Annotated in this window: 14 protein-coding genes; 3 read left to right on the top strand and 11 right to left on the bottom strand. The window is 71.9% G+C overall.

The window, feature by feature from the left end; translation table 11 throughout:
• The first annotated feature begins 125 nt into the window (after window positions 1-125).
• Both ACZ7HQ_RS00320 and ACZ7HQ_RS00315 read left to right on the top strand, forming a co-directional pair.
• Window positions 126-440 (top strand): hypothetical protein, encoded by a 315-nt coding sequence (locus tag ACZ7HQ_RS00320; RefSeq protein ID WP_470982714.1) that lies wholly within the window; start codon window positions 126-128, stop codon window positions 438-440.
• A gap of 66 nt (window positions 441-506) precedes the next feature.
• Window positions 507-1,925, top strand: a complete 1,419-nt coding sequence (locus ACZ7HQ_RS00315) for a S28 family serine protease (protein WP_470982711.1) — start codon at window positions 507-509, stop codon at window positions 1,923-1,925.
• Window positions 1,926-1,932: 7 nt separating this feature from the next.
• Here ACZ7HQ_RS00315 and ACZ7HQ_RS00310 read toward each other — a convergent pair whose 3' ends face one another.
• From ACZ7HQ_RS00310 to ACZ7HQ_RS00260, 11 genes are all read right to left on the bottom strand, one after another.
• Window positions 1,933-2,541 (bottom strand): hypothetical protein, encoded by a 609-nt coding sequence (locus ACZ7HQ_RS00310; RefSeq protein WP_470982709.1) that lies wholly within the window; start codon window positions 2,539-2,541, stop codon window positions 1,933-1,935.
• Window positions 2,542-2,628: 87 nt separating this feature from the next.
• A complete protein-coding gene (locus tag ACZ7HQ_RS00305) occupies window positions 2,629-4,584 on the bottom strand; it encodes a glycoside hydrolase family 3 protein (RefSeq protein ID WP_470982706.1) in 1,956 nt (651 codons plus the stop codon).
• A 195-nt stretch (window positions 4,585-4,779) separates the two neighbouring features.
• Window positions 4,780-5,175: a hypothetical protein gene (locus ACZ7HQ_RS00300; protein ID WP_470982703.1), complete on the bottom strand. Its 396-nt coding sequence runs from the start codon at window positions 5,173-5,175 to the stop codon at window positions 4,780-4,782.
• 111 nt (window positions 5,176-5,286) lie between these two features.
• Window positions 5,287-9,006, bottom strand: a complete 3,720-nt coding sequence (locus ACZ7HQ_RS00295) for an ABC transporter ATP-binding protein (protein WP_470982700.1) — start codon at window positions 9,004-9,006, stop codon at window positions 5,287-5,289.
• A 91-nt stretch (window positions 9,007-9,097) separates the two neighbouring features.
• Entirely contained in the window at window positions 9,098-10,129 is a 1,032-nt protein-coding gene (locus tag ACZ7HQ_RS00290; RefSeq protein WP_470982697.1) for an esterase-like activity of phytase family protein, read from the bottom strand.
• 63 nt (window positions 10,130-10,192) lie between these two features.
• Window positions 10,193-11,116: a serine hydrolase gene (locus ACZ7HQ_RS00285; protein ID WP_470982694.1), complete on the bottom strand. Its 924-nt coding sequence runs from the start codon at window positions 11,114-11,116 to the stop codon at window positions 10,193-10,195.
• 375 nt (window positions 11,117-11,491) lie between these two features.
• Window positions 11,492-12,400, bottom strand: a complete 909-nt coding sequence (locus ACZ7HQ_RS00280; protein WP_470982692.1) for a hypothetical protein — start codon at window positions 12,398-12,400, stop codon at window positions 11,492-11,494.
• Between the two features lie 53 nt (window positions 12,401-12,453).
• The gene (locus ACZ7HQ_RS00275) at window positions 12,454-12,729 is read right to left on the bottom strand and encodes an ATP-binding protein (protein ID WP_470985122.1); all 276 of its coding nucleotides are present in this window, start codon (window positions 12,727-12,729) and stop codon (window positions 12,454-12,456) included.
• Between the two features lie 234 nt (window positions 12,730-12,963).
• Window positions 12,964-14,649 carry a thiamine pyrophosphate-binding protein gene (locus tag ACZ7HQ_RS00270; protein ID WP_470982690.1) on the bottom strand — a complete coding sequence of 562 codons (1,686 nt, stop codon included), beginning with the start codon at window positions 14,647-14,649 and terminating at the stop codon, window positions 12,964-12,966.
• Between the two features lie 23 nt (window positions 14,650-14,672).
• Window positions 14,673-15,641 carry an agmatinase gene (gene speB, locus ACZ7HQ_RS00265; RefSeq protein WP_055706451.1) on the bottom strand — a complete coding sequence of 323 codons (969 nt, stop codon included), beginning with the start codon at window positions 15,639-15,641 and terminating at the stop codon, window positions 14,673-14,675.
• Window positions 15,642-15,706: 65 nt separating this feature from the next.
• Window positions 15,707-17,170: a sodium:solute symporter family protein gene (locus ACZ7HQ_RS00260; protein WP_470982687.1), complete on the bottom strand. Its 1,464-nt coding sequence runs from the start codon at window positions 17,168-17,170 to the stop codon at window positions 15,707-15,709.
• A 190-nt stretch (window positions 17,171-17,360) separates the two neighbouring features.
• Here ACZ7HQ_RS00260 and ACZ7HQ_RS00255 point away from each other — a divergent pair.
• A partial coding sequence (locus ACZ7HQ_RS00255) for a PucR family transcriptional regulator ligand-binding domain-containing protein (RefSeq protein ID WP_470982685.1) occupies window positions 17,361-18,749 on the top strand: 1,389 nt, incomplete at its 3' end.

Genomic DNA, 18,749 nt, shown 5'->3' with positions numbered 1-18,749 from the left:
GGCTCTTCGTACCGGCGGCGGATCCTTCTGACGGCGACCGTGAGCCAAGCGGCCGGTTCCGCGCCGCTGGCCGTGCAGGGTGTCAGCGGGCATGTCCCGGTGGCGCCGTTCTCGCGCTGGTCGTCGTGCGGCCGGCGTACGGCGCGCTCGGTGCCCCGGGGCCGGGGTGTTCGTCCCGCTCGTCGGCGCCGCCCCGGCCGGTGTGCTGCCGGACCTTCGGGCCGGCCGGGCACCGGGTGGTGCGCGGTGCGCCGATCACCGACCTCGCCCTCGGCCTGTTCGTGGGCGCCGCGCTCGGCCGGGTCACGGTGGACGACCCGAACGACCGACTCGCCCTGCGGGGGCCTCAGGCGGTCCGCGCCCTCGCGGCGGAACCGGTCGGTGCCGCCCGGCAACTCCGGTCAGCTGCTGCCCGGTCGGCTCAACCCCCTCTGGTGTGAGAGAAGTTGCTCCGATAGCTTCCGGCGCACATGTGTCTCACAACAGTCACACAGGGGAGAGTGCGCATGCGCAAGGCGCTCAGATGGCTGCTGGCGCTCGCGGTGTTCATAGGAACACTGAGCGGCACGGCGGCCGGCGCGGCCACCGCCGCGCGGTCCGGGCCCACCGACATCAAGGACCGGCTGCTGTCCGTACCGGGCATGAGCCTGATCGAGGAGAAGCCGTACCCCGGCTACCGCTACTTCGTCCTGGACTACACCCAGCCGATCGACCACCGCCATCCGGACCGCGGCACCTTCCAGCAGCGGATCACCGTACTGCACAAGGACACCAGCCGGCCGACGGTCTTCTACACCAGCGGCTACAACGTCTCCACGACCCCCTCGCGCCGCGAGCCCACGCAGATCGTGGACGGCAACCAGGTCTCCCTGGAGTACCGCTTCTTCACCCCGTCCCGCCCCGACCCGGCCGACTGGTCCAAGCTGGACATCTGGCAGGCGGCCGGCGACCAGCACCGCGTGTTCGAGGCGCTCAAACCGATCTACGGCGGCCACTGGCTCGCCACCGGCGGCTCCAAGGGCGGTATGACGGCGACGTACTACGAGCGGTTCTACCCGCATGACATGGACGGTGTGGTGGCGTATGTCGCGCCCAACGACGTCGTCAACGACGAGGACTCCGCCTACGACCGCTTCTTCGCCACCGTCGGCACCAAGGAGTGCCGGGACCGGCTGAACGCCGTCCAGCGGGAGGCACTGGTGCGCCGGGAGCCGCTGGAGAAGCGGTACGCGCAGTACGCCGCCGACAACCACGACACCTTCGACACGATCGGCGGCCTGGACAGGGCCTACGAGGCGGTCGTCCTCGACTACGTGTGGGGCTTTTGGCAGTACAGCCTGCTGAAGGACTGCGACACCGTCCCGGCGAACGCGGCCACGGCGAGCGACGAGGAGATCTGGAAGTCGGTCGACACCATCTCCGGTTTCTCCGCCTACACCGACCAGGGCCTCGCGCAGTACACGCCGTACTACTACCAGGCGGGCACCCAGCTCGGCGCGCCGACCATCCACTTCCCCCGCATCGAGCGGAAACTGATCCGCTACGGCTACGAGCAGCCGCGCAGCCTCGTGCCCCGCTCCATCCCGATGCGCTTCCAGCCGCACGCGATGCGGGACGTGGACACCTGGGTCCGGCACCACGCCGCGCACATGCTCTTCGTGTACGGCCAGAACGACCCCTGGGGTTCGGAACGGTTCCGGCTCGGCCCGGGTGCGCGTGACTCCTACGTCTTCACGGCACCCGGCCTGAACCACGGCGCGAACGTGGCGGGCCTGGTACCGGACCAGAGGTCCCTCGCCACCGAGCGCATCCTGCAGTGGGCCGGGGTCTCCTCCGCCGACGTGGCCCGGGCCAGGCCGCTGGCCCGGTTCGATGCGAAGCTGGATCGCCGGGATCCGGAACGGGAGCCCGCGCTGCGGCCGTAGCGGAGCGTCACACCCGCCTGGCGCAGCCCACCGGTTCGCTCCCGCCCAGCTGGACGTACAGCGCCGTCGACGCCGGGCAGCTCCCGCGGGTCGTCGTCGCCCTGGTGATCCGGTACTGGGGCCGGTGTCCGCCCGAGCCGTCGCAGGGCGTCTCGCGGACCTGGCCCTCACCGGAGGCGTACACGCAGTCGCCGGGGATCGTGCGGGGGCCGCCCCCGCCGCCCGGGTCGCCGGGGTGCGGGGGCTCCAGGTTGCGCATGCAGGCGTAGCCCTGGGGGATCGCGCCGTCGCCGTCCTCGTCGCCGGTCGCGGCCTGGGCGCTGATGTGCAGGACGAAGTCGGTCGTCGCCGGGCACGAGGGGCCGTCGGCGGCCACGCCGTCGTAGCGGGCGACGACCCTGGCCGCCGCCCGCTCGCTCGCGCAGGGCACCTCGGTGAAGCTGGTCGTGCCGAAGGAGCTGCACTCGCCGACCGCGAGGAACTCGGCTCCGTAGCCGCTGGTCGTGGCCGGGGCGGGGCGGGCGTCGCCGACGGGGGTGCCCGCCGGGCCCCGGCAGCCGGTCAGCAGGACGGCCAGCAGCAGGCACGCGAGTCCTGCGGCACCCTTCCCACGCATGGCACCCCCCTGACACCCCGGTCCAGCGTGGCCCTTGGCGACGGGGCCACGCCAGACATGCGGGAGGTTTTCCGCCCATGGGGGGTATTACGCCCGGTGTGTGGCGTACGGCTGGTACGTCAGCCCGTGCCCGATCGGGTACAGCACCTGCGTGGGGTCGTCGGCCCGCTGCACCGGCACCGGCAGCCTGCCGCGCGGCGCCACGCGTCCGGCGATCACGCGTGCGGCGGCGCGTACTTCGACGTCCGTCCAGCCGTAGGAGGCCAGGCAGGCCTTCACGGAGGGGAGTTGGGCCACGTCGTAGGGGTTGCGGACGGCGAGTGCCACCAGGGGTCTGCCGGTGGCCGACAGGTGCTCCACCAGCGTCTGCTGCGCACTGCCCGCCGTCACGTTGTACGTCGCCACGATCACCGCGTCCGCGTCCCGCGCTGCCGTGACCGCCTGGGCGATGGCCGCCGTGGAGGGCGAGGTGCCGGTGGACAGGGCCGTGGCGGTGAAGCCCAGCTCGGTGAGGGCGGCCGCCAGGACGCCGGTGGGCGGGCCGGTGGTGCCGGAGGGGGAGGCCGGGTCCGCGCCGACGACCAGGAGGCGGGGTTCGGTCCGGGGGGCGAGGGGAAGAGTGCGGTCCTCGTTGACCAAGAGGGTGGTGGTCCGCTCGGCGATCCGGTCGGCGGCAGCCAGATGCGCCTTGGTGCCCACGGTGTGCCCGATGCGGGTCGGGTCGGCGCGCGGGTCGTCGAACAGGCCCAGGCGGGCCTTCAGACGGAGGATGCGCAGGATCGATTCGTCCAGGCGGGACTCGGTCAGTTCGCCGTCCTGGACGGCCGTCAGCACGGCGTTCCAGGCCACGTCCAGGGACGGCGGGTTGAGCAGCTGGTCGACGCCGGCCTTCAGCGCGAGCACCGGCACCCGGTCGTCGCCGTACTTGGTCCGGACGCCCTCCATGCCGAGGGAGTCGGTGATCACGACCCCGTCGTAGCCGAGTTCGCCGCGCAGGATGCCGGTGAGCACCGGGTGCGAGAGGGTGGCCGGGTCGCCGGAGTCGTCCAGGGCGGGGAACTGGATGTGCGCGGTCATGACGGAGTCGATGCCGGTGGCGATCGCCGCCCGGAACGGCACGGCGTCCAGCTTCTCCCACAGGTCCCGGCTGTGCGTGATGACCGGGAAGCCGGTGTGGCTGTCGACGGCGGTGTCGCCGTGGCCCGGGAAGTGCTTGGCGGTGGCCGCGACCCGGGACTCCTGATAGCCCCTCACCTCGGCGGCCACCAGCGCGGCGACGGCGTCCGGGTCGGCGCCGAACGACCGTACGCCGATGATCGGGTTGGCCGGGTTGACGTTGACGTCGGCGTCCGGCGAGTAGTCCTGGTTGATGCCCATCGCGCGCAGCTCGGCGCCGGAGATCCGGCCGAGGGTGTGCGCGTCCGCGCGGGAGCCGCCGGCGCCGATCGCCATGGCGCCGGGGAAGAGGGTGGCGGGCTTGCCGACCCGGCAGACCGCGCCGTGCTCCTGGTCGGTGGCGATGAGCACCGGCAGGCCGCGCGGCTGGTCGAGGGAGGCCTGCTGGATACCGTCGGAGAGGTCCGCGATCTGCTGCGGGTCACGGGTGTTGTGGGCCCAGGTGAAGTAGATGATCCCGCCGACCCGGTACTTCGCGACCAGCTCGGCGGCCGTGCGGACGCCGATCTCCTTGAGGTTGGCGTCGATGTCGGCCTGGTCGGGGGCGGTGGCGGAGTGGCCGTAGACCCGCATCACGAAGAGCTGGCCGACCTTCTCCTGAAGAGTCATCCGGGAGATCAGGGCACGCAGCCGGCGGTCGTCACCGGGTGCGGCGGCGCGGGCGGTCGTCGGTACGGTCAGCGCGGCGGTGAAACCCGCGGTGGCGGCGAGGACGGCGCGTCTGGACGGTCTGCTGGTGTCGGACACGTGCGCTCCTTCCAGAGGTGAACCGCTGAAGGAAACTTCCGAGGGGTCACCAATATCCGGGAAGTTACTTTCCGTCAAGGGAGAGCACAGTAACCGGAGAAGGGGCCGCCATCGGCGCATTGAGGGGGCGCGCCGATGGCGGCGGGCTGTCGGCCGGATGCGGCGGAGAGGGTGCGTCGGCGCTCGCCGCCGGGCGTTCAGGCCGACACCGCACCACGGAGACTCGTCCGGCAGCCTGGCCGTTGGACGGGTGGGGGGCCGGGCCGGTTCCCGTGGTTCACCGGCCGCGGCCGGCTGACCGGCCGGGGTCGGCCGTCAGCACAGGATCCAGCCCGAGTCGACCTTTCCGCTCGACCCGACCGAGCCCTTGACCAGGACGCAGCGGCGGCCGGCGTGGACCGTCACCGGGCCGGCGTGGTGCCAGTAGCGGCCCATGTCCACGACCGGCCGGCTGCCGCGGGCCTGGACACTGACGGACATCGTCTGGGCGGAGCCGGGATGCCGGGCCACGGTGATGGCGCAGATGTAGCCGTCGCGCTTGTAGACGTGGGTGACACCGCTGCTGAACGGCAGCGTCCGCACCTCGCGCCCGGCGCAGCCCTGGGCCGTGGCCGCCGCGGCGGTTCCCGATGTCACCAGCCCGAGCACTCCGGTCGCGGCCAGCACCGCCGCGCCGAGCGCCAGGCGCCGGCGTATCCCACCACTGTGCACTGTCGTCCTCCCCCGCATCGGTCGTACCTCCGGTTGCCGTACTGCTGTACGGACGCACGACGTATGCCGGATGGTTGCACGGCCGTCAGCGGCACGCGTCCACCGGGGGGCTCAGCGGGACGCGGTGACCGGCTCCTCCGGTTCGGCGCGGCCGATGAAGGTGCGCCACAGCTCGGCGTACCGGCCGTCGCGGGCGAGGAGTTCCTCGTGGGTGCCGTCCTCGGCGACCCGGCCGTGGTCCATCACCACCACCCGGTCCGCGCGGGCCGCCGTGGTCAGGCGGTGGGCGACCACCAGTGTCGTACGGCGCCCCGCCAGACGGTCGGTGGCCTGGTTGACCTGGGCCTCCGTGGCCAGGTCCAGGGCGGCCGTGGCCTCGTCCAGGAGCAGGATGTCGGGGTCGACGAGTTCTGCGCGGGCGAGCGCGATCAGCTGGCGCTGGCCGGCCGAGAGGTTGCGGCCGCGCTCGGCGACCTCGTGCAGGTAGCCGCCCTGGAGGGTGGCGATCATCTCGTGCGCGCCGACGGCTCGCGCCGCCGCCTCCACCTCGGCGTCGGTGGCGTCGGGGCGGCCGTAGGCGATGGCGTCCCGGACCGTGCCGGGGAAGAGGTAGGCCTCCTGCGGGACCACCCCGAGGCGGTGCCGGTACGAGGTCAGGCCCAGGGCGCGCACATCCGCGCCGTCGACCGTGACCCGGCCGGACGTGGGGTCGTAGAAGCGCGCGACCAGCTTGACGAGGGTGGACTTGCCGGCGCCCGTCTCGCCGACGAAGGCGACCGTCTGCCCGGCGGGGATCGTCAGGTCGATGCCGGTCAGCGCCTCCTCACCGTCGCCGTACGCGAAGTGCACGCCCTCGAAGGCGATGTCGCCGCGGAGGGAGAGGACGTCGAGGGGTTCGTCCGCGGACTTCGTGGACGTCGGCTCGCGCAGCAGTTCCTGGATGCGGCCCAGGGACACCGTGGCCTGCTGGTAGCCGTCGAAGACCTGGGAGAGCTGCTGGACCGGGGCGAAGAACAGGTCGATGTAGAGCAGGTACGCGACCAGGGCGCCGGTCGTCAGCGTGGCCGCCTCGATCCGGTGCGCACCCGCGATCAGCACGCTCGCCGCCGCCACCGAGGACAGCAGCTGCACGAACGGGAAGTAGATCGATATCAGCCACTGGCCGCGTATGCGGGCGCGCCGGTAGCTGTCGCTGCGCTCGCCGAACCGGCGGCCGCCGTCCCGCTCGCGCCGGAAGGCCTGCACGATCCGCAGCCCGGCGACCGACTCCTGGAGGTCGGCGTTGACCGTCGACACGCGTTCCCGGGCCAGTTCGTACGCCTTCACGCTCGCCCGGCGGAAGAAGAAGGTCGCGACGATCAGCGGGGGCAGCGTCGCGAAGACCACAAGGGCGAGGTGGAGGTCGATCACCAGCAGGGCGGCCATGATGCCGAAGAACGTCACGACCGAGACGAACGCCGTGACCAGGCCGGTCTGCAGGAAGGTCGACAGGGCGTCGACGTCCGTCGTCATCCGGGTCATGATCCGGCCGGTCAGCTCGCGCTCGTAGTAGTCGAGCCCCAGCCGCTGGAGCTGCGCGAAGATCTTCAGCCGCAGCGCGTACAGCACCCGCTCGCCGGTACGGCCGGTCATCCGGGTCTCGCCGATCTGCGCAACCCACTGGACGAGGACGGTCACCAGGGCGAGCAGCGAGGCCGCCCAGACCGCGCCGAGGGCCATCTTCGACACGCCCGCGTCGATGCCGTGCCGGATCAGCACCGGCAGCAGCAGGCCCGCGCCCGCGTCCAGGGCGACCAGCAGCAGGCTGAGCAGCAGGGGCGTACCGAAGCCGTGCAGCAGGCGGCGCAGGCCGTAGGAGTCCTCACGGCGGACCGCCCGCGCCTCGTCGACGTCGGGGGTGTCGGTGGCCGGCGGCAGCGCCTCCACCTGGGCGAGGAGCTGCGGGGTGGCGGGGGTGCCGGTCAGCGCCTGGTCCTTGGGTTCACGGTCGCCGGTCCACAGCCTCGGGGTCACACCCCGCTCGGCGTCGAACTCGGCGTCCAGCTCCTCGCGGACGGAGGTGTCCTCGCGCGGCACGGCGGGCTCGGCGTGGCCCGGAGAGACCCCGCCCAGCTCGTCCGGGTCGGTGAGCAGCCGCCGGTACAGCGCGGACCGCTGCTGGAGTTCCTCGTGCGTGCCGACGTCGGCGAGCCGGCCGCCGTCGAGGACGGCGATGCGGTCGGCGAGGTTCAGGGTGGAGCGGCGGTGGGCGATGAGCAGGGTCGTACGCCCCGCCATGACCTGCCCCAGGGCCTCGTGGATCTCGTGTTCGACGCGGGCGTCCACGGCCGAGGTGGCGTCGTCCAGGACCAGCAGGCGCGGATCGGTGAGCAGGGCCCGGGCGAGCGCGACGCGCTGGCGCTGGCCGCCGGAGAGGGTCAGGCCCTGCTCGCCGACCTTGGTGTCGTAGCCGTCGGGGAGATCCCTGATGAAACGGTCCGCCTGGGCGGCGCGGGCGGCCTGCTCGATCTCCTCCTGGGTGGCGTCCGGACGGCCGTAGGCGATGTTGGCGCGGACGGTGTCGGAGAAGAGGAAGGAGTCCTCGGGGACGAGCCCGATGGCGGCCCTGAGCGAGTCCAGGGTCAGCTCGCGGACGTCGTGGCCGCCGATCAGGACGGCGCCGTGGGTGACGTCGTAGAAGCGCGGGAGCAGCAGGGACAGGGTGGACTTGCCGGAGCCGGAGGAGCCGACGACGGCGAGGGTCTCGCCGGAGCGGATCTCGAAGGTCAGCCCGTCCAGGACGCTGGATCCGCTGTCGTACCCGAAGGACACGTCGTCGAACTCGACGGTCGCGGGCGCGTCGGCCGGCAGGGTCTTGGTGCCGTCCCGCATCGTCGGCTCGGTGTCGATCAGTTCCAGGACGCGCTCGGTTCCGGCGCGGGCCTGCTGGCCGACGGTGAGGACCACCGCGAGCATGCGGACCGGGCCGACCAGCTGGGCGAGATAGCTGGAGAAGGCGACGAAGGTGCCGAGCGTGATGTGCCCGCGCACCGCCAGCCAGCCGCCGAGGGCCAGCATGGCGACCTGGCCGAGGGCGGGGACGGCCTGCAGGGCGGGGGTGTACCTGCTGTTCAGCCGGATCGTGCGCAGCCTCCCGGCGAAGAGCCTGCGGCCGACCTCCCTGAGCTTCCCGGTCTCCTGCTCCTCCTGCCCGAAGCCCTTCACCACGCGTACGCCGCTGACGGCGCCGTCGACCACGCCCGCGACGGCGGCGGCCTGGGCCTGGGCGTACCAGGTGGCGGGATGCAGCCTGCCGCGGCTGCGCCTGGCGATCCAGTACAGGGCCGGTGCCACGGCGAGCGCGACCAGGGTCAGCGGCAGCGACAGCCAGGCCATGATCACCAGGGAGATCAGGAAGAGCAGGACGTTCCCGAGGGTCATCGGGAGCATGAAGAGCAGACCCTGGATCAGCTGCAGGTCGCTGGTGGCCCGGCCGACCACCTGCCCCGTGGACAGCTCGTCCTGGCGGCGGCCGTCCAGGCGGGTGATCGTGCGGTACATCTCGGTCCGCAGGTCGTGCTGGACGTCGAGGGCGAGCCGGCCGCCGTAGTAGCGGCGGACGTAGGCGGAGGCGTAGACGAGCAGGGCGGCGCCGATCAGGGCGCCGGCCCAGGGGGCCATGGTGCGGGTGTGGTTCCCGATCACGTCGTCGATGATCACCTTCGTGATCAGCGGCACCACGGCCATGACGGCCATGCCCGCGAGAGAGGAGCCGAGGGCGAGGACGACGTCCTTCGGATACCGCCAGGCATACCCTGCGAGCCTTCTTGCCCATCCCCGTTGCGGTGACACGCGGGTGCCTTCCTGTCGACCTGTTCTACCGGAAGACACCAACGCGTCCGGGACCGGATTTCATCCCTCCGCAACAAAACAGGGGCCGCGGTCAGGTCCGTACCCGCAGGTAGTAGAACCGGGTCGTCTGGGCCGCGTTCTGGTTGTCGTCGCTGACCAGCAGGACCTTCAGGCGGCCGGTGCGGTCCCGCCCCGTGATCGTCATGCCCTCGATGTTGTCCAGCAGCGGGTTCGGCTGGGGCTGCTTCGCCGTGGCACCCAGGGACGGGCAGTCCGCGATGTCGGTCAGCAGCGACTTCTTGATCAACCGCACGCCGCTCTGCCCGGTGAGGTTCTCGATGCCGCTGGTGTCCGTCGCGTGGCGGAGGTCGGCCAGATAGAGACGGACGGTGTTGCCGACGCCGGCGGTGAAACCGCGCTCCAGGACGAGGAGGCGGCCGTCGGGGGTGGCCCGCACCTCCGGGACGCCGAGGCCGGCGTCGGTGCGGTAGGCGTACTGGGCGGCGAGACGGAAGTGGCCGCCCTTGGTCCGGGTCCAGGTCTGGAAGCGGACGACACCCGTCGAGTCGCCCGAGATCGCGTACTCCATGGAGGCCAGCAGGGTGTGGCCGCCGGGCAGCAGGGTCAGCCCCTCGAAGGTCTGGTTGGAGGTGGCGCGGCCGGCCGGGGCGACCAGGAGGGAGGACGGCACCGGGAGACGGTCGAGGATCCTGCCGTCGGCGGAGTAGCGGCGGACGGACGGCTCGGTCTCGGAGGTGACCAGCCGGGTCCCGTCGCCCTCGACGACCAGGCCCTCGGAGTCGAGGTCGGCGCCCTTCTCGTCGGCGAGGTGGACGGCCCGCCGCGGCTGGAGGGTCACCGGGTCCAGGCCGAACAGCGAGGAGCGGTCCTCCAGGGCCGCGATCGAGCCGTCCCGGTCGACGGCGAGCGCGGAGAAGTTGCCGACGAACGTGCCGTCGTACGTCGTCTTGTCGAGCGCGTCGGAGAAGCGGTCGATGGCGACGGACGGCGAACAGGCTTGACCGTCCGCGGAGTTGGCGGCACCGGCGGGCCCGGCGGCGGTCAGGCAGGTGGCCGCCGCCAGGCCGGCGGTCAGGGTGGCGAGTACGGTTCTCAGGCGCATGCCGGTCACCGTAGGGCGGCCGGGTGTCCTGCGGGAGACCGCCCCGTGAACCGACCTGCCGCCTCAGCCCTGCGGCGGGACCGCGACGAAGGCCTCACTGGGCCTGCTGGTCGGGGTGTAGACCGCGGTCGACGGGGTGGTCGGCACCAGGTCCTTGTGGATGGCCCTCGCGACGTTCTGGATCGTCGTGACGCCGTAGTCCATGGTGCTGTTGTCCTGCGTCAGCACCGACATCATGTAGTCGTGGCCGGCGCCGTTGAAGGTGCCGAGGCTGTGCACCCGCCAGCCGTGCGTTGCGCGCTGCAGCCAGCCGTTCTTGACGTGCACGGAGACGGTGGACGGCGCACCGGCCGGGGTGCCCCAGCGCTGCGAGGAGATGACCTGGCCCATCAGCTTCAGGATGTAGGCACGGGAGTTGTCGCTCAGCACGCTGTTCGGTGCGGTGACGAGCTTGAGCAGCTTCTGCTCGTCGGTGACGTTCTCCTGGGTCAGGCCCCAGTAGCCGTCCGCGCCCGGCACGGTCTTCGTCATCCCGGCGGCGGCGAGGAAGCCCTTGATCTTCGTCATGCCCAGCTGCTTCCACAGCGTGGTCGTGGCGTTGTTGTCCGACTGGGTGATCATGGCCTTGGCGAGCGAGGCCTCACGGTCGGTCAGGTACCGGTTGTGCTTCTTCGCGTCCCAGAGCAGCGTGGCGAGCACGGTGACCTTGACGGTGCTGGCCGAGTCGTAGGAGCTGGTGGCGCGCAGGGTGCAGGTGGTGCTGGTGCTGCGGTCGTACAGGCCGATGGCGACCGTGCCCGTGCGGTTCGCGAGGGCGGCCGTGATGTCCTTCTGCAGCTTGGCGGCGAGGCCCGCCGTGGCGGACGTACAGCTGACGGCTGGCGTGGCCGCGGCGGCCGGGGTGGCGGCGGCCACGGTGGGTATGAGCAGCGCGGCACCGAGGGCGGCGGAGAGCGCGCCGGTACGTCGTGAGGTCCGGGGTTTCATACCCCGGTTGACGCGCGAGACCGACCGGAAGTTGTACGCCCGTTCCCGGAGGCGGGAGTTCGATCGCCCCGGAAGACGGCAATGATTCGCTCATGCCGGAGGAGAAGGAAAGCGGATACGTGCGCTCGGGGCGGTTGTTCGCGGCGCTGGCGGTCCTGCACTGCCTGGTCCCGTCCGACCGGAAGCGAGTCAACGACATCAATAGAGCACGGCCGCCAGCAGCAGAACCGCGAGCAGCGCAGGGAGGGTCCAGCGGGGTGCCCGGTCCGCGTGTCGTCCCGTCGGCATCGAAGTCGTCCTCTTCCAACCGGCCAGCCGCCCGGACGGGCAGGGCCGAAGCACCTTGCCAGAGCTGCCCGCGCAACGGCCGCGTGCTCACTCCTCGGCGAACAACCCCGCGGCATTCGTGGCATGTACGGCGCGCTGGGCCCAGACCTCGAGCTGGTCCAGGTCCGTACAGGCCTCGACCCGCTGGCGGACTGCTTCTGACACGGGGATGCCGCGCCACTCCAGGATGCGCAGGGTCATCTCCTGACGATCCTGAACACGCCCCTGCTCCAGGCCTTGCTCCAGGCCTTGCTCCCGTCCTTCCTCGCGTACCTGTTCGGCGAGGGGGTGTCGCCAGAAGTACTGGATCGCCGTCATCAAATCCCTCCACATCTGCTTCGCCTGGGGGTCGGCCAGGCAGGAGTCGACGAACTGCACGAAGACTGCGGCACTGTCGGGGTCGATGGTCCGCAGGGCGGCGGCCAGGGATTCCAGTATGGCCTCAGCCTTCGGTCCACGCCCGTGTGTCATGGCCGAGAGCACCGCAAGGGGGACGTCCTTCTCGGCCTGCCGCTCGTCCGCGATCACCGGCACGTTGTCCGGACCCAGCACCAACGGACGCACCGTCAACGAGTCCCAGCCGGCGAAGCCGAACCGGATCGGGCGCGAGGCCCACTGGGCGGTCCTGCTGCTCTGCGTGATGACGATCAGCACCGGCTCGCAGCGGTACTTTTCATACAAGTAGGACAGGTAGTACGGCCAGCTGCCCCGCTTGCGCTCGTCCACCTTCCCCTGCGACTCCACCACCAGCAGATACGTGCCCTCGTCCGTCTCCGCCCGCAGCAGCGTGTCCACCCGGCGCTCGACCGGTTCGATCTCGGTGAGGTCCACGTTCAGCGCCGCGATCTCCCTCGGTTCGGGAAACGGCACGTGCAGGACCTTCTGTAACGCCTTCGTCAGCAGCGTCGGGTCCTTCTGGAAGATCCGGTGCAACGCCTCATGCGACGAGCCGACCATCAGCTCTCCTTTCCATCGCCGTGATCAACGAGCTACGCCGCCGCAAGTTCGCATCACACGAATTTGCCTCTGTCACCGAACCGTGCCGCCGGCCGCCACCCCCAGTACTCCGCGCGCGCCTTCACCAACCCCAGCCCCCGCCCGTCCTCCCACTCCAGCTCCGCCACCTGCCCCAGCGGGCGCGGCGGGTCCGGTGGGGCCGGGTCGGTGTCCCACGCCCCGATCCACACCGTGCCCTCCGGGGTGCGGCGAGCCCCCAGCGCGGCCGGCCCCGTGTGGCGTACGGGCCGCGAGGTAGCGGGGCTGCTCAGCTCGACGTCGGCGCAGATGAGCCAGGTCGAGGCGGGCCTCGCGGGTGTCAGCGAGGAGCGGGTATCAGCCACGTCCCCGGGCTCCTCCAAACCCCCGACTACGCCCGTGCGGTCTTCGGCTACATGGTCGGCAGGCCTCCACGGCTGATCGCAACTGACGACCGGTGTGTCATCGGACCCGCCGGCCCAGCAGTGCCGTACCCGCTCAGGTTGCTCGGCCAGCCGTACGCCGGATCTTCACCGCCGTCGGCCCTAGGCCAGATGCGTCGGCGCGAACATCCGCAGCACCGCCGGGAGTACGACCACCGACGGGCCCGGTGCCGCCAGTGCCTTCGCGAGGTCCTGCTCCAGGGTCTCCGGAGTCGTTCGGAAGCCGGGGACGCCGAAGGACTCCGCCAGGGCCACGTAGTCCGGGCGGGTCAGTTCCGTCGCCGTGGCCTGGCCGAAGGCGTCCGTCATGTACTCGCGGAGGATGCCGTAGCCGCCGTCGTCGACGATCAGCCAGGTCACGGGCAGGTCGTACTGCCGGGCCGTCGCCAGTTCCGCGATCGAGTACAGGGCGCCTCCGTCGCCCGACACCGCCAGCACCGGGCGCGCCGGGTCGGCCGCCGCCGCGCCCAGCGCCGCCGGGAAGCCGTAGCCGAGGCCGCCGGCGCCCTGCGCGGAGTGCATGAGATTCGTGCCCTGCGGGTCGAACGCCGACCAGGCCCAGTACGCCAGGATCGTCATGTCCCAGAAGGAGGGGGAAGCGTCGGGGAGGGCGCGGCGGACGGCGCCCAGTACCTGCTGCTCCAGGGTGAGTTCCTGGGACGCGATGCGGGAGGCCACCTTCTCCAGCAGCTCCCGCACCCGCTCCGGCGCCGAGTCGTCCGCCCGCTCCTCCACCGTCTCCAGCAGCGCCTGCAACGCCAGGCGCGCGTCGGCGTGGATGCCGAGGGCGGGATGGTTGGACTCCAGCTTGCCGAGGTCGGCCTCGATCTGGACGACCCGGCCGCGCGGCTTGAACGTGTGGTAGTTGGAGGAGAGTTCACCGAGGCCCGAGCCCACCACCAGCAGGACGTCCGCGTCCTCCAGGAAGTCGGTCGTATGGCGGTCCTCCAGCCAGGACTGCAGCGACAGCGGGTGCTCCCACGGGAACGCGCCCTTGCCGCCGAACGTCGTCACCACCGGCGCGTTCAGCTTCTCGGCCAGCGCCCGCAGTTTCCCGGACGCGTCCGACCGCACGACCCCACCGCCCGCGATGATCGCCGGACGCTCGGCCCGCGACAGCAGGTCGGCCGCCACCGCGGTCAGTTCGGGGCGCGGGACCAGGTCCTCGGGAGTCGCGTCCGGCGCCGTCACCACCGGCAGGGCGGTCGCGGCGAGCAGCACGTCCTGCGGGATCTCCACCCACACCGGGCCGTGCGGTGCCGTCAGCGCCGACTTCCACGCCGCCGCGATGGCGGACGGGATCTGGGACTGGGTGCGGACCGTGTGAACCGACTTCACCACACCGCGGAACGAGGCCGCCTGGTCGGGGAGTTCATGGAGGTAGCCGTGGCGGCCGCCGCCCAGGCCCGCCGTCGGGATCTGGCTGCTGATCGCCAGCACCGGAGCCGAGGCGGCGGCTGCCTCCTGCAACGCCGCCAGCGACGTCAGCGCGCCCGGGCCGGTCGACAGCAGCAGCGGCGCCGCCTCGCCCGTCACACGGCCGTACGCGTCCGCCGCGAAGCCCGCGTTGTTCTCCACCCGCAGGCCCACATAGCGAAGGGAGGAACGCCGTAGCGCGTCGAACATGCCCAGCGCGTGCTGGCCGGGCAGGCCGAAGACCGTGGTCGCGCCGAGCCCGGCCAGTGTTTCCACGACCAGGTCTCCGCCGTTGCGCCCCGCGGGAGGATTCAGGGCGGCGGTGATCTGCGCCGGCGTCGGGCGGAGTACCAGGTCGTGGTCGTGAGTCACAGCTCTTGTTCCCCCAGGGAGAGTCAGGCGTTGCGGGCCGCCGCGATCTGGCGGCTCATGATGGTGGTGAGTTCGTAAGCCGTGTGCGAGGCCGCGACCGAGGTGATCTCGGCGTGGTCGTACGCGGGCGCCACCTCGACGACGTCCGCCGAGACCAGGTTGCACGAAGCCAGGCCGCGCAGGATCTCCAGCAGCTCCCGCGACGTCATGCCGCCCGCTTCCGGCGTGCCCGTGCCGGGGGCGTGCGCCGGGTCGAGGCAGTCGATGTCGATGGAGATGTACAGCGGGCGGTCGCCGATGCGCTGGCGCAGCTGGTCGGCCACCTCGTCGGCGCCCCGGCGGTAGATGTCGGCCGAGGTGACGATGCCGAAGCCCATCTTCTCGTCGTCGGTGAGGTCCTGCTTGCCGTACAGGGGACCACGGGTGCCCACGTGGGAGAGGGCCGAGGTGTCCAGGATCCCTTCCTCCACCGCACGCCGGAAGGGGGTTCCGTGCGTGTACTCGGCGCCGAAGTAGGTGTCCCAGGTGTCCAGGTGGGCGTCGAAGTGGAGCAGCGCCACCGGGCCGTGCTTCTTCGCCACCGAGCGCAGCAGCGGCAGCGCGATGGTGTGGTCGCCGCCCAGGGTCATCAGGCGGGCGCCCGTGCCGAGCAGCTCGTCCGCCGCGGCCTCGATCGTCTCGACGGCCTCGTTGATGTTGAACGGGTTCACCGCGATGTCGCCGCCGTCCGCCACCTGCGCCAGCGCGAACGGCGACGCGTCCTGTGCGGGGTTGTAGGGGCGCAGCAGCCGGGACGCCTCGCGGATGGCGTTGCCGCCGAAGCGGGCGCCCGGCCGGTACGAGACGCCGGAGTCGAACGGCACGCCCACGACGGCGACGTCGGCGGTGCCGACCTCGTCCAGGCGGGGAAGCCGGGCGAAGGTGGCGGGACCGGCGTACCGCGGGATGCGGGAGGAGTCGACGGGGCCGCGGGGCGTCTCGTTGCTGCTCATGATGAAATGCCTTCTTTCTTGCGCTTCGTCGCGCATGTACTGCATTTACTGCTTTCCATACGACTCTACTGGGGAGCCGGGACCGGTTCGGACGCGAGTTCGGGGGCTCCTCGCCCGGCGAGGCGCTCCCGCCAGGTGGTGAGGACGGCCTCGTCGGTGGGCTTGGTCGCCAGGGATACGGCGACGTAGGCGACGAGGGAGGCGAGCAGGCCGTAGTACACGGGCTCGTTGGCGAGGATGCCGTAACCCGCCATCAGGCCGATCACGGCGAGACCGCCGGCGATCACGGCGGCCAGCGCGCCCTGGACCGTGCCGCGCTTCCACAGCAGGCCGCCGAGGATGGGCACGAGCAGGCCGCCGACGAGCAGGTTGTACGCCACGGTCAGCGCCTCGACGACGTTGTTCAGCGCGATCGCCGTACCGATCACCGCCACGCCCATGACCAGGATGAACGCCCGGTTGCCCGTGACCTCGTCGTGGTCCTCGGACGAGCGGCCGGTGAGCCCCCGCAGCCGCGACCAGATGTCGTTGTTGGCGACCGTGGCGCAGGCGATCAGCGCGCCGGAGGAGGTGGACATCACGGCGGCCAGGGCGGCGGCCAGCACCAGGCCGCGCACGCCGATCGGGAGTTCGTCCTTGACGATGGTGGCGAAGGCGTCGTCGGGGCTGCCGAGCTTGGGGTAGAGCACCTTGGCGGCGGTGCCGATCACCGCGCCGGCGAGGGCGTAGGCCAGGCAGTAGGTGCCGGCCACCGTGCCGCCCCACCGGGCGGTCCTGTCGCTGCGGGCGGTGAACACGCGCTGCCAGATGTCCTGGCCGATCAGCATGCCGAACGTGTAGATCAGGACGTACGTGAAGATCGTCTCGCCGCCGATGCCCAGCGGGTCGAAGTACGAGGTGGGCAGCTTGGCCCTCATCTCGGAGAAGCCGCCCGCCTTGACGACCGCGATCGGCAGCAGCAGGAGCAGCACACCGATGGTCTTCACCACGAACTGGACCATGTCCGTCAGCGTGATGGACCACATGCCGCCGAGGGTGGAGTAGGCGACGACGATGGAGCCGCCGAGGATGATCGCGACGGTCCGGTTCATGTCGAAGAGGACGTCGAAGATCGTGGCGTAGGCGATGGTCGAGGTGACGGCCAGCATCAGGGTGTACGCCCACATGACCACGCCGGAGATCACACCGGCCCGGCCGCCGTAGCGCAGGTCCAGCATCTCGGAGACGGTGTACACCTTCAGGCGGGCGATGCGGGCGGAGAAGAAGACCGAGAGCGCGAGGAGCCCGAGGCCGATGGTGAAGACCATCCAGGCGCCGGACAGTCCGTACCGGTAGCCGAGGCCGACGCCGCCGATGGTGGAGGCGCCGCCGAGGACGATCGCCGCCATGGTGCCGGAGTACATGGCGGGTCCCAGGCGGCGGCCGGCCACCAGGAAGTCGCTCTTCGACCTGGCGCGGCGCATGCCCCACCAGCCCATGGCCAGCATGCCGGCGAGATAGACGACGATCACTGTGTAGTCGACGGCCATGTGGGGCCCTCCTTCGCGCACTGTCCGGTGGCGTGTCGTGCAGATGCAGTGGGGACGACGGCAGCGGCTCGCGGGGACATCCGCCCGTACCCGCGGCTGCCGTGCTGACTTGACACTAGGTGGCCGGAAAGCGACTGCGAAGTGTACGTTTCATCCATATGAACGGGGCGGGATGGAGGGAACGCACACCATGCCGGAGACGATCACCCCAGCGGTCCCACCGACCCCACCGGTACCGCTCGCTGCCCTTCTGGCCCGCGAGGACCTGGCCCTGCGCCAGATCGCCGGCCCGGCCGACCCGGCCGTCGTGATCCACTGGGCGCACACCTCGGAGATGGCCGACCCGTACCCGTACCTGCTGGGCGGCGAGCTGCTGCTGACGGCCGGGGTGCACGTTCCGGAGGCGGCGGGCTCGGGCACCTACTTCGACGACTACGTCTCCCGGATCGTCGCCGCCGGCGGCGCGGCCCTCGGCTTCGGCCTGGCCCCGGTGCACGACACGGTCCCGCGCGCCCTGGTCGCCGCCTGCGAGCGCTACGGGCTGCCGCTGCTGGAGGTCCCGCCCCAGACCACCTTCTCCGGGGTGGCCCGCGCCGTGTGGCAGCTGATGGCCCAGGCCCGTCTGGCCGAACTGCGCCGCGTCACCGAGGCCCAGCAGAGCCTCGCCTCGGCCGCCGCCCGCCCGGACCCGGTGCCGGCGGTGCTGCGCCGCCTGGCCCGGCACCTCTCCGGCCACGCGGTGCTCTACGGTCCCGACGGCACGTCCCTCGCCACAGCGGGCCGCGCCCCGGCCGACGAGGTACGCAACGCACTGGCCGAGCTGGCGACAGTGGTACGCCCCACGCCCGCCCCGGCCCCCGAAGCGGACGGCGCCCCGTCCCCGGCCCCCCACACGACGCCCGACGGGACGGCCCGGGGCGGGGGTGAGGGCACGGCCGGGGCCGGGGGCGTGGCCGCCCCCGGGTCGACGGGTGCGGGCCGCCCGCTCCCCGCCTCCGCCGCCCACACCGTCGGTGCCACGCACCTCGCGGTCTACGCTCTCGGCACCGGTGACGGGTTCGTGCTCGGTGTGGCCGCCACCCGGCGGGAGCCGGGGGACAACACCATCGCCTCCGTCGCCGCGGTGCTGCTGTCGTTGCTGACCGGGGAGCACCACAGCGGCGCCGGGGCGGCGCGGTCCTCGGCGCTGGTGCGGCTGCTGCTCGGCGCCCCGCCGGAGGCGGTCGCGCCGCTGCTGGGAGAGGGCGGCTGGGTGGTCGTGCACGCCCGGCCCGAGGGGCAGCTCCCGGACGCCGTCGGCGCCTCCGCGCTCGGTGCCGCCCTGGGCTCGCCGCTGGTCGACCTCGGCCATGACGTCGTACGCGTACTGGTGCCCGGGGGGCGGGCACCGGAGCCGCAGGCCGGGTGGACGCTCGGGGTGAGCGGCGCCGTCGAGCCACGGGAGTGGGCGGCCGGCGACGCCCAGGCGGCCCGTGCCCTCGCGGGGGGCAGAACGACAACCCAACCACTGGGCCCACACCACGACCCGGCGAGAACCCAGGACCCTGTGCCGGAGAGGGGAGACAAGGCACAACCCACC

This window comes from Streptomyces sp. NPDC037290 (assembly GCF_055603245.1).
Note: the sequence above shows the minus strand (reverse complement) of the source record. Positions and strands in the feature narration are given on the sequence as shown.

Excerpts from the sequence above, each read along its gene's own strand:
- ACZ7HQ_RS00315 (WP_470982711.1), top strand. The coding sequence starts at position 507 with ATGCGCAAGGCGCTCAGATGGCTGCTGGCGCTCGCGGTGTTCATAGGA.
- ACZ7HQ_RS00310 (WP_470982709.1), bottom strand. The coding sequence starts at position 2,541 with ATGCGTGGGAAGGGTGCCGCAGGACTCGCGTGCCTGCTGCTGGCCGTC.
- ACZ7HQ_RS00305 (WP_470982706.1), bottom strand. The coding sequence starts at position 4,584 with ATGCGCCGATGGCGGCCCCTTCTCCGGTTACTGTGCTCTCCCTTGACG.
- ACZ7HQ_RS00290 (WP_470982697.1), bottom strand. The coding sequence starts at position 10,129 with ATGCGCCTGAGAACCGTACTCGCCACCCTGACCGCCGGCCTGGCGGCG.
- ACZ7HQ_RS00285 (WP_470982694.1), bottom strand. The coding sequence starts at position 11,116 with ATGAAACCCCGGACCTCACGACGTACCGGCGCGCTCTCCGCCGCCCTC.
- ACZ7HQ_RS00280 (WP_470982692.1), bottom strand. The coding sequence starts at position 12,400 with ATGGTCGGCTCGTCGCATGAGGCGTTGCACCGGATCTTCCAGAAGGAC.
- speB (WP_055706451.1), bottom strand. The coding sequence starts at position 15,641 with ATGAGCAGCAACGAGACGCCCCGCGGCCCCGTCGACTCCTCCCGCATC.
- ACZ7HQ_RS00260 (WP_470982687.1), bottom strand. The coding sequence starts at position 17,170 with ATGGCCGTCGACTACACAGTGATCGTCGTCTATCTCGCCGGCATGCTG.